This window comes from Saccharomonospora iraqiensis subsp. paurometabolica YIM 90007 (assembly GCF_000231035.2).
Classification (GTDB): Bacteria; Actinomycetota; Actinomycetes; order Mycobacteriales; family Pseudonocardiaceae; genus Saccharomonospora; species Saccharomonospora paurometabolica.
Map to the genome: position 1 here is coordinate 44252 of NZ_KI912264.1, position 12226 is coordinate 56477.

Consider the following 12226-nt stretch of genomic DNA (forward strand, 5'->3'; position numbering starts at 1 on the left):
CGGCCAGCGTCTCCCGCACGGCCGCCGTGGCGGCGGCGTCGGCGCGCTGCCACCGGTGCAGCCACTCGGGGTCGGCGGGCTTGGCGGGTTCGTCGAACCACTGACCGACCTGGCGGACGTTGTGCGCGGGCGCGGGCCAGTCCGAATCGGGCCGCACGAGCAGCACCTCCACGTCGTGGTCCGACAGCAGCCGCTGCACCTGCCGGAACACGGTGGGCCGCCCGAGGCACAACACCTGCTCGGGCTTGTGCTCGGCGACGAACTCCTCCACGCCGAGCAGCCACGCGCCCCCGGCGAGCGCGGTCGGGCCGCCGAGCCCGAGCCCGCCCGTCTCCGAGATCATCGGCCAGTTGTGTTCCTCGGCCCATTCGCTCGCGGCGCGCACCCCGGCATCGCAGGCGATCACCAGACCTTGCCGCGCCGAGGGCACCACGAAGGACGGCAGCGCGCCGAAGTCGGGCAGCTCGGTCCACCGGTCGCCCCGGGGCCTGCCGTCCAGCGACTCGTACCAGTTGGCGCCGTCCCCGTCGGCAGCGTCGTCGGCGTCGACGCCGTCGACGCCGCCCACGTCGGCGCCGCCCCCGTCGGCGACGTCCGGCACCAGGGGTTCCCGGAACGGGATGTTGAGGTGGACGGGGCCGCACCGCCACTCCCCGTAGGCGGCGTTCCACGCCCGGCAGACCTGGCTGCGCCAGTAGGCGTTCTGGCCGGACCGGTGTTCGGCCACGGCGAGTTCGTCGAAGTACCGCACCGCGCCGCCGTAGAGGGCGTGCTGGTCGATCACCTGGTTCGCCCCGGCCGAGCGCAGCTCGGGCGGCCGGTCGGCGGTGAGCACGATCAGCGGCACCCCGGCCCGGTCGGCCTCCAGCACCGCCGGGTGCAGATTCGCCGCGGCGGTGCCCGACGTGCACACCACGGCCACCGGACGGCCGGTGCGGGCGGCGATCCCGAGGGCGAGGAAGGCAGCCCCGCGTTCGTCGACGCGCACGTGCAGCCGCACCCGGCCCGCCGAGGCGGCGTCGTGCAGCGCGAACGACAGCGGGGCGTTGCGTGACCCGGGACAGAGCACGACGTGCGAGACCGTGTTCCGCACCAGCTCGTCGACCAGCACCCGGGCCTGTGCCGTCGAGGGGTTCATCGGCCACCGTCCCGCCCGGCCGGGTGCGGGGTCGGCGTCCGGTGGACGGTCCGGGCCGCCGTGGTGTCGAGACTCGCCAGCACGGGGCCTATTCTCCCAGGCGTGCCTGACGACCGAGTCTCGGAGCTGTTCGACCCCGCCGCGTGGGAAGAGATCGAGGGCTTCGACTTCACCGACATCACCTACCACCGTTCGAGGGAAACCCGGTCCGGCAAGCGTGTCGCCCGGGTGGCGTTCGACCGGCCGGAGGTCCGCAACGCCTTCCGCCCACACACCGTCGACGAGCTGTACCGCGCGCTCGACCACGCCCGGATGAGCTCCGACGTCGGCTGTGTGCTGCTCACCGGCAACGGACCGTCGCCGACCGACGGGGGCTGGGCGTTCTGCTCCGGTGGTGACCAGCGTATTCGCGGCCGCTCGGGGTATCAGTACGCCGAGGGCGAGACCTCGGACACCATCGACCCGGCGCGCGCCGGGCGGCTGCACATCCTGGAGGTGCAGCGGCTGATCCGGTTCATGCCGAAGGTGGTGGTCGCGGTGGTGCCCGGCTGGGCCGCCGGGGGCGGGCACTCACTGCACGCGGTGTGCGATCTCACCCTGGCCTCGGCCGAGCACGCCCGGTTCAAACAGACCGACACCGACGTCGGCTCGTTCGACGGCGGCTTCGGCTCCGCCTACCTGGCGCGCCAGGTGGGACAGAAGTTCGCCCGGGAGATCTTCTTCCTCGGCCGCCCCTACACCGCCGAGCAGGCGCACGCGATGGGCGCGGTGAACGAGGTCGTCCCGCACGGGGAGCTGGAGACCGTGGCGCTGGAGTGGGCCTTCGAGACGCTGGGCAAGTCCCCCACGGCGCAGCGCATGGTCAAGTACGCGCTGAATCTGGTCGACGACGGGCTGGTGGGCCAGCAGGTGTTCGCCGGGGAGAGCACCCGGCTGGCCTACATGCAGGACGAGGCCGTCGAGGGCCGGGACGCCTTCCTGCACAAACGCGACCCGGACTGGTCGGAGTACCCGTACTACTACTGAGGTCGAACCGGGTCGGAGCGGGCCTGGCAGGTTTCCCCCTCCGCATGCGCGGGAGCACTCTCCCTCCCCGTGCGTGCGGGTGGGGGGAAGGCCACCACCCATCCCCTCCCGGTACGCCTGACCGGACAGAGTAACGCCGGTCGGCACGACCGCATGTCGGGAGGTCTCAGTCACGATCCTCGGCGTCTGCCCAGCCCGAGGCTGCCATGTTCAACAGCTCGATGGTGCGCTCGACAACAGTCGTGGCGCTGTCCAACTCGCTTCGGACTTCGCTGAACCCGGTGCGCACCTCCGCGCATACGTCGGCCAGATCTTCCCGAATCGCGTCGATACCTCCGGCGACCACCTGCCGGACGTCCTCCAAAGCACTGTGGATGCGCACGGCGAGCATGTTACATGTCGGTGGCGGTCGCGCGCCGTGTGCGCCGATAGTGCCGCAGGTATCGCGGAGGTCGCACCCGTCCGGGAGTTCCCGCGGCGCGGCCGCGTCCGTGACCGGTTAACCACCGTCCTCCTCGACCGACCCGTCGGTGCACCGGTCAGTCCGGCGAGCGCTGCTTCGCCTGACGGATGCCGTCGCGCGAAGTTGCCCGCACCACGGAGCAGAGGATGGCGGGAACTATATGCGCCGACTCACCGTCAGAAGGACCAAACGGGGATTCATTCAGCGAACAGCCTGCGCCGATTTCAAGTCCGACTGGGAGGGTGGTTTCGACAAACTTCGCGAGGCCGTGGACGGAATCAAGGGCGCTGTGGACCAGGCAGTACAGGGTTACTCCGAGCTCGAAACCGGACTGGAGGACACTTTGAGGAAGATGAAAGCCGACATCGCGGCTGAGAACGGTGCTAACCGACAATGAGGGACGAGGGACTTCCCGAATCTCGGATATCATCCTGCCCGCGGCGATGTCGGAACTGTCCGCGACCTCGCGACGCAACTCGGCAACACAGCCACGTACGCGGAGGAGGGCTACGAAGTCCTCCGAAGCGTACAGGAAAAGAAGGACGTCTGGACCGGCACTGCAGCCGACGCATTCGCGGCGAAGCTCGACCAACTCCCGGAGTATTTGGACAAGAGCCATGACTCGCTGAGCAAGGCGAGCAAGGCTTTGTCCACCTGGGCGGAGCAGCTGAAGAGCCATCAGGAGACGGCGACAGAACTGGAGCGCCAGGCCGGCGAGGCCCTCGCCACAGCAGAGAGCCGTGACGAGGCTGCGCGCACCGCACGCAGCACGGCGTTGGAGCAGCCCGACGACCCCGATCTACGGGCCGCTGCAGTGAACAAGATCAACGCGGCCAACGACGCATGGGACAGGGTCGAGGAAGTCCGCAAACAAGCACGGGACCTGCAGGATCGATGGCAGGACGATGCCGACACCTGCGCCAATGCGCTGAAGGATGCCGCCGACGCGGCCCCCCAGGAGTCGTTCTGGGAATCGCTCGGCGGCATGTTCGAAGACATCGGCGGATGGTTCACGGACCAGCTCGGCGCGATCGGTGACATCGCAGGGATCGTGTCGGCCGTCGCCGGCGCACTGGCATTCATTCCCGTACTAACCCCGGTCATGGGCCCTATCGCGATCGGGGCGGGAGTTGTGGCCCTCGGTGCGCACGGCGCGGACATGGTCGTCAACGAGAAGTGGGACGACCCAGACGCCTGGGTCTCGATCGGCGGCGATGTGCTCGGTGTCATCCCCGGTGTGGGTGCGATCTCGAAGGGTATGGACGCCGCAGGCGGTGTGGTCGCAGGGGTGGACAAGATCGTCGATGTGACCAGGGTGGGAGGTGTGCTCGACAACGTGGCGGCGACCGGCTATGACGCGGTGGTCGCCGGTGGTCGCGCCTTTGCTGACGAGGCCGCCGCAGCGTCAGCTGACGCCTCTCGGCTGTTCCAGTGGGTCGGCGATGCCACGATCGGACCGTTCAGCTCGCAGGCTGACGAAGTGGCGAAAGCCATGCAATCGTCAGTCAATCTGAGCTTCCAGGTCCCCAACGCGGTGGGTCTCTCCGACACCAGCGACGCGACCTCAGAAGCCTCTCAACGTGGTGCTGCGTCAGGAAGCGATGCACATGCGACTGGCGGAACAAGGTGCCGTGTACGCCGGCGTGTGCCTGGCACGCACCGAGGAAGATCGTCCACGTCCGGTGGTGCTACAACTGACGGTACTGGTGAAGAAGATGGAACTGTATGCGGACGACCCCCTGTCCGCGGTCGGAGGCGGTTTACGGAGACCGGGCGAGGCCCGTGATGTCGGGTTCCTCGAACTCCCCGCGGGCAAGGCACTGCTGGTCGCCGAAGAGAACACGGTTGAGTTGCCCACCACGCTCACCGGCAGACCGGATCCGAGCCGACACCGTGTACGCCAGATGCAGGCCACGGTGCCGTTCCCGGACAAACGCAGGGCCGCTATCGTGTCGATCTCGTCAGAGTCCGACTCCGGATGGCCAGAGTGTCTGGACTTGTTCGGGAAAGTTCTTCGTACCGTGTCGTTCGCACCACCCTCTCTTCGGAGCAGCATCGAAACGGCCCTCCTTTAAGGAAGAGCGATTCTTGTGCCACCAGTTGTGTTCCTGACGTTGTCCGCGATCTTCGCGGTCCTTGCGGTTGTCATGCTCGCGGGGTTCCTCCGCTCCCGCATGCGGAGCGCGGAGCAGGCCGTACACCGCTTACGCCTCTTCCTCGCCCGGTCGACCGCGCGAAAGGGAATCGCCGAGGTCAGTCCCGGTGCGATGTACCCACTCACCCCCGACATGATCAAGGAAGCGGCGGCGCTCGCCGGATACGAATACGTGGACGTGTTCAATCGGAACGGCGTGGAGTACCTGCGCTTCCGCTCTGCCGAGCGACACCTGTCCGGAGGCGCCGATGTCTGATACGGCCCTGGAGACCCTCGGAATCTGGCTGTTCGTGCCGTCACTGGCTCTGATATTCGTGTTGGCCGTCGTACAGCGGAACCAGGTCTCGCGAAGTTCGGACCCGGTCAGACGACAACAACAGCGCAAACGGTTGACCACGGTGGCGCGGGAGCAACACGACCGCGGGGAACTCGTCATCGACTGGATCGCCTTCCGCGATCTCTCCAGGGCCGATCTGACCGAGGTGCTCGGCAAGCACGGATGGCACTACCGGCGGCAGGAGGTCACCGGGAAAGAATGGCGCCTGGTCTTCTGCACAACCACCTCGTGAGCCGCACACGTCGGCACGGTCGCCATTCGGTCGGATATCGTCCCCTCCGGCCGGGCCGTCGGTGCGCCGGTCAGTCCAGGGAACGCTGCTTCGCCTGCCGGATGCCGTCGCGCACCGCTGCCCGGACCACGAAGTACAGGATGTAGAAGAAGCCCGCCACGAGCACCAGGTAGGTCAGCACACCGACGGGGAAGGTCGAGCTCATCATCGAAAGGACGGTAGCGATGCGTGTGGTCGAGGTCGACGGAACCCCCACCGCGGTGGCGCGGCTGCGGGCGGCGCTGGCCGAGGCGCTCGACGGCGGCGAGGCGGTGCTGCCCGTCGACCCGCACGACCCGGCTGCCGAGGCGTTGCGCGCGGCCATGCGGCCGGACGAGCCCGCCGAACCCGACACCGCCCTGATCGTGGCGACGTCCGGATCGACCGGTACGCCGAAAGGGGTGCTGCTGTCCGCCCGCGCGCTGCTGGCCTCGGCACGGGCCACGCACGCCCGGCTGGGCGGGCCCGGGCACTGGCTGCTGGCCACCCCCGCGCGCTACATCGGCGGCATCCAGGTGCTGGTCCGGGCACACCTGGCGGGCACCGAACCCGCCGTGCTGGACCTCTCGCACGGGTTCCGCCCGGCGGCGTTCGAGGCCGCCGCCCGCGAGCTGTCCACACGCCCCGGCCCGCACTACACCGCCCTGGTGCCCACCCAGCTCAGCCGTCTGCTGGACGCCGGGGGCGCCGGGGCGGAGCTGTTCGACGCGATCGTGCTCGGCGGTGCCCCACTGCCCGACGACCTGCGCCGCCGCGCCGTCGACGCCGGGGTGCGGGTGGTCTCCTCGTACGGCATGAGCGAGACCGCGGGCGGCTGCGTGTACGAGGGCGCCCCGCTGGACGGGGTCCGCCTGCGTCTCGGCGAGGGCGGCCGGGTCGAGATCGCCGGGGACGTGCTCACGCACGGCTACCGGCTCGCCCCGGAGCTGACCGCCTCGGTACTGGTCGACGGGTGGTTCCGCACCGGCGACGTCGGTGAGTTCGCCGACGACGGGACGCTCCGCATCCTCGGTCGGGTCGACGACCTGATCAACACCGGTGGGGTGAAGGTCCCGGCCGGGCGGGTGGAACAGGTGCTCACCATGCACCCGACGGTCGGTGCCGCGTGCGTGGTGGGGCTGCCGGACCCGGAGTGGGGCCAGCGGGTCGCCGCCGCCGTCGTCCCCGCCGATCCCGGGCACGCACCCGCGCCGAGCCCGGACGCCCTGCGCGCGCACGTGCGGGCCGAACTGGGCGCGGCGGCGGCGCCGAAGGTGCTGGTCGTCGTGCCGGAGCTACCGCTCACCGGTCCGGGCAAGGTGCACCGCGACGCGGTGCGCGCCCAGCTCACCGCGCGCGAAACCGATGCCGAACAATGAGCCCCATGGCGACCGCCGCGCAGTGGATCGAAGGGGCACGACCCCGCACGTTGCCCAACGCCGTCGCCCCCGTGCTCGTCGGTGCGGGGCTGGCGGCCGAGCTCTCCGCGTTGTCCTGGCTGAGGTCGGCACTGGCGTTGCTGGTGTCCCTGTCTCTCATCATCGGGGTCAACTTCGCCAACGACTACTCCGACGGTGTGCGCGGCACCGACGACGAGCGCACCGGGCCACAACGGCTCGTCGGCTCGGGGGTGGCCACCGCGCGGTCGGTGCTGACGGCCGCCTGGACGTCGTTCGCGGTCGCGGCGGTCTTCGGGCTCGCGCTGGTGGCCCTGTCCGGCCGGTGGTGGCTGCTCGCGCTGGGTGCGGTGAGCATCGGGGCGGCCTGGTTCTACACCGGCGGCAGCAGGCCCTACGGCTACTCCGGCCTCGGCGAGCTCGCGGCGTTCACGTTCTTCGGGCCCGTCGCGGTGCTGGGCACCGTATACGTCCAGGCGGGCACGGTGAACTGGGAGTCCGGCCTCAGCGCGGTCGCGGTCGGCTCGTGGTCGGCGGCCGTGCTCGTGGCGAACAACCTGCGGGACATCCCCACCGACCGCGAGACCGGCAAACACACCGTCGCCGTCCGGCTGGGGGACACCGCGACCCGCAGGCTGTGGCTCGCCCTGGTGATCCTGCCGTTCGCGGTCACCGTGGTGCTGGGGCTGGTACACCCGTTGGCGTTCGTGGGGGTGGTCGCCCTGGTGCTGATCGCCGCGCCCACCCGTGCCGTCCTGACGGGGTACGAGGGCGAGGATCTGATCCCCGTGCTGCGCGACACCGGCATGTCGATGCTGGCCTGGGCCGCGCTCACCGGCGCGGCGCTCGGGCTGGCGACCTGAGGACACGGGCGGCGCCCGGTCAGGCCGGGCCCGGCCCCTCCGGCGGCGGGAAGACGCCGGTGGTGGTGAACTGTTCGAACGCGCGCAGGTGCGGGTCGGGGTCGAGGCCCTGCTCGGCGACCCAGGCGTCGTCGTAGTAGGTGTTCGCGTAGCGCTCGCCGCCGTCGCACAGCAGCGTGACCACGCTGCCCCGCCTGCCCTCGGCGCGCATCCGCGAGATCAGGGTGAACGCGCCGTGCAGGTTGGTCCCCGTCGAGCCCCCGGCCCAGTGGCCGGTGCGCTCGCGCAGGTACCGGATCGCGGCCAGGGACGACGCGTCGGGCACGCGGATCATCTCGTCGATCACCTCGGGCACGAACGACGGCTCCACCCGGGGACGCCCGATCCCCTCGATCCGGGACGGCATCCCGGTGCTGTAGTCGCGGGCGCCGGTCTCCCAGGCACCCGCGAACGCCGAGTTCTCCGGGTCGACCACCGCGATGCGGGTGTCGTGCCTGCGGTAGCGCACGTACCGGCCGAACGTCGCGCTCGTGCCGCCGGTGCCCGCGCCCACGACGATCCACGCCGGGACGGGGTGCCGCTCCGAACGCAGCTGGGTGAACACCGACTCGGCGATGTTGTTGTTGCCCCGCCAGTCGGTCGCGCGTTCCGCGTAGGTGAACTGGTCGAGGTAGTGCCCGCCGCACTCGGCGGCCAGCCGTTCGGCCTCCGAGTACATCTCCGGGCCGCTGTCCACGAAGTGGCACCGGCCGCCGTAGAACTCGATGAGGTCGATCTTCTCCTGGCTGGTCTTGCGCGGCACCACGGTGACGAACTCCAGCCCCAGCATCCGCGCGAAGTACGCCTCGGAGACCGCCGTGGAGCCGCTGGAGGCCTCCACGAGCACGGTTTCCGGACCGATCCGGCCGTTGACCAGCCCGTACAACAGCAGTGAGCGGGCGAGGCGGTGCTTGAGCGAACCGGTGGGGTGCACCGACTCGTCCTTCAGGTAGAGGTCGATACCCCAGTCCGGTGGGAGCGGGAAGACGTGCAGGTGCGTGTCGGCGCTGCGGTTGGCGTCGGCCTCGATGATGCGGACGGCCTCCCGCACCCACTCGTGATTCACCGCGTGCCCTCCCCGTCGGTGTTCCCGGTGTCCCCGGTGTTCTCGGTGTACCCGGTGCCCTCGGGTTCCTCGGGTTCCTCGGTGCCCCCGCGGTCCTCGGTGCCCCCGCGGTCCTCGGTGCGCGCCGTGTCCCCGGTGTCCCGGTCCCCGGCGTCCTGCTCGCCGGTGATGTCCGTCCCGGTGGTGTCCGTCCCGGTGGTGTCCGTCCCGGTGGTGTCCCGGACGTCCTCGCCGCGCAGTTCGGCGCGCAACCGGGCGCGTTCCGCCGCCCGGCGTTCGTTCCGGGCGGCGAGCCCCGCCGTCACGCGCTCGTTCAGCGAACGCAGCAGCAGCAGCCCGAAGGGCATGCCGACGAAGAACCCGACGACGAGTGCCACCAGCAACGGCACCCCGGGGACCAGGGCCAACGGGACCGTGATCACCACGACCAGCGCCAACCGGGCGAGCACGTACAACACGAGGTCGCGGACGAAGGTGTCGCCCGTCCGCCGGTCGCTGTCGGATCCAGTCACGTCGGTGCTCACATCGTTCGAGGTTACGCGGGCGGGAACGCGGTACCGCAAGGCGGCCACGGCAGTGGTGCGCCCGCCACATCCTCCCGGACCGGGCGGTTTGTCCCTTACTACCTCTTTACTCTCCGACAACCGTTCGAGTACCCGCCGGGGGAAGTGCCACGATTGCGGCGCGAATGACGAAGGAGGGCGGACAGTGACCACGAGCACTGGAGGACGGCTGCTCACCCCGGGTGAGGTCGCGGCGTTGTTCCGGGTGGATCCGAAGACGGTGACGCGCTGGGCCACGGCGGGCCGTATCGGGTCGATCCGGACCCCGGGCGGCCACCGGCGATTCCGGGAGTCGGAGGTCAATCAACTGCTGGAGGAACTGACCACCGATGCGGGCGAGGTCGTCCGCGACTGAGCCGCCGCAACGCCGCTCGGGCCACCGGTCGGGACCCGGTCGGGCACCGTGGGACGACCGGGGTGCCTCCGGTGTGGTGGGCACCCCGCGTCCCGGAACTCGACAACAGGGTTAATCTCGGGGGCGGTACCTCACCCGCGCGTGCACACCGAAGGGAGCGGGCATGCTCTACCTGCTCGCGGCGATCGGCGCCCTCACCATCGCGGTCCTGTTGTGGCGGGCCTTCGGCGCCGACCGGGTCGGCGTGTCCACGCCCCGGTCCGAGGCACCGCTCGCCCCCGACGACGACCCCGAGTTCCTCCGCGAACTCAACGAACGGCAACGCAGGCAGGACGACGAGGGCGGCAGCTGAGCCCGTCCACCTGCCCCTCCACCGAGCCCGCCTCCCGGCCGGGTTCAGCGCAGGCCGGGTTCAGCGCCGGCCGGATTCAGCGGACGAACCGGTCGGATTCAGCGGACGAACCGGTCGGTGTCGAACCCGTCCGCCACGGTCGCGGCCAGTTCGAGCAGGGCCCGCCGCGTGTCCGGATGGAGCCGGTCCAGGTCGATCTCGGCTCCTTCCTCCAGATGCGCGTCGAACGGGATCCTCGCCACCGCCCGCACCCGGGCCGCGAAATGCGCGGCGAGCCGGTCCAGATCGACCGAGCCCGCCTTCGGCCGCACGGAGTTGATCACCGCGACCGACCGGGCCACCAGGTCCCCGTAGCCGTGAGCGTCCAGCCAGTCCAGGGTCGCCGACGCACTGCGCGCCCCGTCCAGGGACCCGGACGAGACCACCACCAGGGAGTCCGCGGAGTCCAGCACGCCCTTCATCGCCGAGTGCATCAGCCCGGTGCCGCAGTCGGTGAGCACGACGTTGTAGAAGTGCTCCAGCAACGCCACCGCACGCAGGTAGTCCTGTTCGGAGAACGCCTCGGACACGGCCGGATCGGACTCACTGGCGAGGACCTCCAGCCTGCTGGGACCCTGCGAGGTGTAGGCGCGCACGTCGCTGTAGCGGGTGACGCTGTCCGCGTCCCGCAGCAGGTGCCGCACCGTCGCCGTGGTCTCGATCGGGATCTTCTGCGCGAGCGTGCCCCGGTCCGGGTTCGCGTCCACGGCGATCACCCGGTCCCCCCGCAGGGACGCGAACGTCGAGCCGAGCGCGGTCGTCACCGTGGTCTTGCCCACCCCGCCCTTCAGGCTCAGCATCGCGATGCGGTGACACCCCCGCAGCGGCTGGTTGACCCGGTGGGACAACTCCCGTTCCCGGAGGTCGGCGGGGCTCTCGCCCGGGTTCACGAGTCCGCCGGTACCGAGGTAGACCAGCCTGCGCCACCCGGACCGGGGGGCGCGCTTCATCCGGCGTACGAACCGGACGTCGTCCAGGTCGGAACCCGGACCACCGGAACCGTGCGCGGGGCCCGGCGCGTGGTATCGGCCGCCGCGCGGCTGCGGCAGCGGCTCACCCTGCGGGAACGGGTACCGGGGGTTGCCGTGGGGCTCCTGCCCGGCGGGTGGTCCCCCGGGTCCGGGGTATCCCGCCGGGGCGTACGGGGGCCGTGCGGGGTACGGCGCGGAGTCGGTGCCCGATCGGGGAGAACGTGGTTGCTCCCACCCGCCGTGCTCACTGGGTCCGGTCACCGCGTCGATCCTCCGATCGGTTGCGAACTCCCCCTTGTGCGTGTCCCCTGTGTGACGGTAGTCCCCGATCCGGCGGAACGTCAGCCGACTCCCGCGTACGAGTGAAGTCCCACCGTCACCAGGTTGATGAAGAACAGGTTGAACACCGTCACCACGAACCCGACGACGTTGATCGCCGCCGCCCGGGTGCCGCGCCACCCTGCGGTGGCGCGCGAGTGCAGGTAGGCGGCATAGACCACCCAGGCGATGAACGCCACGGTCTCCTTGGGGTCCCATCCCCAGAACCGACCCCACGCGGCCTCGGCCCAGACCGCACCGCACAGCACGCCGAAGGTGAAGATCGGGAAAGCCAGGACGGTGGTGCGGTAGGCCACCCGGTCGAGGACGTCGAGCGCGGGCAGGCGCGGACCGAACCGGGCGAACTTCGCGGGATCGCGTTCGTGCGCGGCCCGGAACAGGTACAGCAGGCTGGCCACACCGGGCACCAGGAACACCCCGGAGGAGATCGCCGCGGCGGCGACGTGGATGACCAGCCAGTACGACTGGAGCGCGGGTTGCACCGGTGCCGCGACGGCGTAGAGCATCGTGCCGCCGACGAACATCAGGATCACCACGGGCAGCAGCATGAACGCCGACAGGTGGCGGATCGGGTACCGGCGCAGCATCACGAGCCAGGCGACGACCGTGACCAGGCAGATCGCCATGATGTACTCGTACATGTTGCCCCAGGGCGCCCGGTCCGTGGCCAGTCCCCGCAGCACCAGCGCGGACAGGTGCAGCAGCGCGCCCAGCACGATGAGCGCCACGCCCATCCGGCCCGCCCGCTCGGCGCGGGTGCGGGCCCCGTGCGGAGGGTCCGCGACGGTGCCGGTCATGCCCTTCGCGCTGAGCACCGTCACCGACGACGGGTCCGTGCCGGAGCCGGTGGATCCGCCCGCGGCGGCCACGGAG

The 12226-nt window shown here is 70.5% G+C and carries 14 protein-coding genes and 1 pseudogene; 8 read left to right on the forward strand and 7 right to left on the reverse strand.

Going from position 1 to position 12226, the window contains the following annotated elements; all coding sequences use genetic code 11:
• A partial coding sequence (gene menD, locus SACPADRAFT_RS31015; protein ID WP_007024806.1) for a 2-succinyl-5-enolpyruvyl-6-hydroxy-3-cyclohexene-1-carboxylic-acid synthase occupies positions 1-1138 on the reverse strand: 1138 nt, incomplete at its 3' end.
• Between the two features lie 102 nt (positions 1139-1240).
• Here menD and SACPADRAFT_RS0223950 point away from each other — a divergent pair.
• Complete coding sequence (locus SACPADRAFT_RS0223950) at positions 1241-2164, forward strand: 1,4-dihydroxy-2-naphthoyl-CoA synthase (protein WP_007024807.1); 924 nt, start codon at positions 1241-1243, stop codon at positions 2162-2164.
• Between the two features lie 166 nt (positions 2165-2330).
• Here SACPADRAFT_RS0223950 and SACPADRAFT_RS0223955 read toward each other — a convergent pair whose 3' ends face one another.
• Positions 2331-2555 carry a hypothetical protein gene (locus SACPADRAFT_RS0223955; RefSeq protein WP_007024808.1) on the reverse strand — a complete coding sequence of 75 codons (225 nt, stop codon included), beginning with the start codon at positions 2553-2555 and terminating at the stop codon, positions 2331-2333.
• A gap of 520 nt (positions 2556-3075) precedes the next feature.
• On the opposite strand from SACPADRAFT_RS0223955, the pseudogene SACPADRAFT_RS0223960 reads away from it, so the two are divergent.
• The 3 genes and pseudogenes from SACPADRAFT_RS0223960 to SACPADRAFT_RS31800 all read left to right on the forward strand — a co-directional run.
• A pseudogene (locus tag SACPADRAFT_RS0223960) lies at positions 3076-4413 on the forward strand (putative T7SS-secreted protein); the annotation flags it as partial.
• 304 nt (positions 4414-4717) lie between these two features.
• Positions 4718-5038 carry a hypothetical protein gene (locus SACPADRAFT_RS0223965; RefSeq protein ID WP_007024811.1) on the forward strand — a complete coding sequence of 107 codons (321 nt, stop codon included), beginning with the start codon at positions 4718-4720 and terminating at the stop codon, positions 5036-5038.
• Positions 5031-5351: a hypothetical protein gene (locus SACPADRAFT_RS31800; protein ID WP_007024812.1), complete on the forward strand. Its 321-nt coding sequence runs from the start codon at positions 5031-5033 to the stop codon at positions 5349-5351. Before SACPADRAFT_RS0223965 ends, SACPADRAFT_RS31800 begins: the two co-directional genes overlap by 8 nt.
• A gap of 70 nt (positions 5352-5421) precedes the next feature.
• Here SACPADRAFT_RS31800 and SACPADRAFT_RS31805 read toward each other — a convergent pair whose 3' ends face one another.
• A complete protein-coding gene (locus SACPADRAFT_RS31805) occupies positions 5422-5559 on the reverse strand; it encodes a hypothetical protein (protein ID WP_007024813.1) in 138 nt (45 codons plus the stop codon).
• A 16-nt stretch (positions 5560-5575) separates the two neighbouring features.
• Here SACPADRAFT_RS31805 and menE point away from each other — a divergent pair, with 16 nt between their 5' ends.
• Both menE and SACPADRAFT_RS0223985 read left to right on the forward strand, forming a co-directional pair.
• The gene (menE, locus tag SACPADRAFT_RS0223980) at positions 5576-6748 is read left to right on the forward strand and encodes an o-succinylbenzoate--CoA ligase (protein ID WP_007024814.1); all 1173 of its coding nucleotides are present in this window, start codon (positions 5576-5578) and stop codon (positions 6746-6748) included.
• Positions 6745-7629 (forward strand): 1,4-dihydroxy-2-naphthoate polyprenyltransferase, encoded by an 885-nt coding sequence (locus tag SACPADRAFT_RS0223985; protein ID WP_007024815.1) that lies wholly within the window; start codon positions 6745-6747, stop codon positions 7627-7629. The genes menE and SACPADRAFT_RS0223985 overlap by 4 nt, the downstream gene beginning before the upstream one ends.
• A 19-nt stretch (positions 7630-7648) precedes the next feature.
• On the opposite strand, the gene cds1 is transcribed toward SACPADRAFT_RS0223985, so the two are convergent.
• Together cds1 and SACPADRAFT_RS0223995 are read right to left on the reverse strand one after the other, a co-directional pair.
• Positions 7649-8734 (reverse strand): L-cysteine desulfhydrase Cds1, encoded by a 1086-nt coding sequence (gene cds1, locus SACPADRAFT_RS0223990; RefSeq protein WP_007024816.1) that lies wholly within the window; start codon positions 8732-8734, stop codon positions 7649-7651.
• Positions 8731-9258, reverse strand: coding sequence for a DUF4229 domain-containing protein (locus tag SACPADRAFT_RS0223995; RefSeq protein ID WP_040924815.1), 528 nt, complete (start codon positions 9256-9258; stop codon positions 8731-8733). The genes cds1 and SACPADRAFT_RS0223995 overlap by 4 nt, the downstream gene beginning before the upstream one ends.
• A 184-nt stretch (positions 9259-9442) precedes the next feature.
• Here SACPADRAFT_RS0223995 and SACPADRAFT_RS0224000 point away from each other — a divergent pair, with 184 nt between their 5' ends.
• Positions 9443-9652, forward strand: coding sequence for a BldC family transcriptional regulator (locus SACPADRAFT_RS0224000; protein WP_007024818.1), 210 nt, complete (start codon positions 9443-9445; stop codon positions 9650-9652).
• A 163-nt stretch (positions 9653-9815) separates the two neighbouring features.
• Positions 9816-10004 carry a hypothetical protein gene (locus SACPADRAFT_RS0224005; protein WP_007024819.1) on the forward strand — a complete coding sequence of 63 codons (189 nt, stop codon included), beginning with the start codon at positions 9816-9818 and terminating at the stop codon, positions 10002-10004.
• 98 nt (positions 10005-10102) lie between these two features.
• Here SACPADRAFT_RS0224005 and SACPADRAFT_RS0224010 read toward each other — a convergent pair whose 3' ends face one another.
• The gene (locus tag SACPADRAFT_RS0224010) at positions 10103-11275 is read right to left on the reverse strand and encodes a MinD/ParA family ATP-binding protein (RefSeq protein ID WP_007024820.1); all 1173 of its coding nucleotides are present in this window, start codon (positions 11273-11275) and stop codon (positions 10103-10105) included.
• 80 nt (positions 11276-11355) lie between these two features.
• Positions 11356-12226: c-type cytochrome biogenesis protein CcsB (gene ccsB / locus SACPADRAFT_RS29660; RefSeq protein ID WP_007024821.1), on the reverse strand; the 871-nt coding region annotated here is incomplete at its 5' end.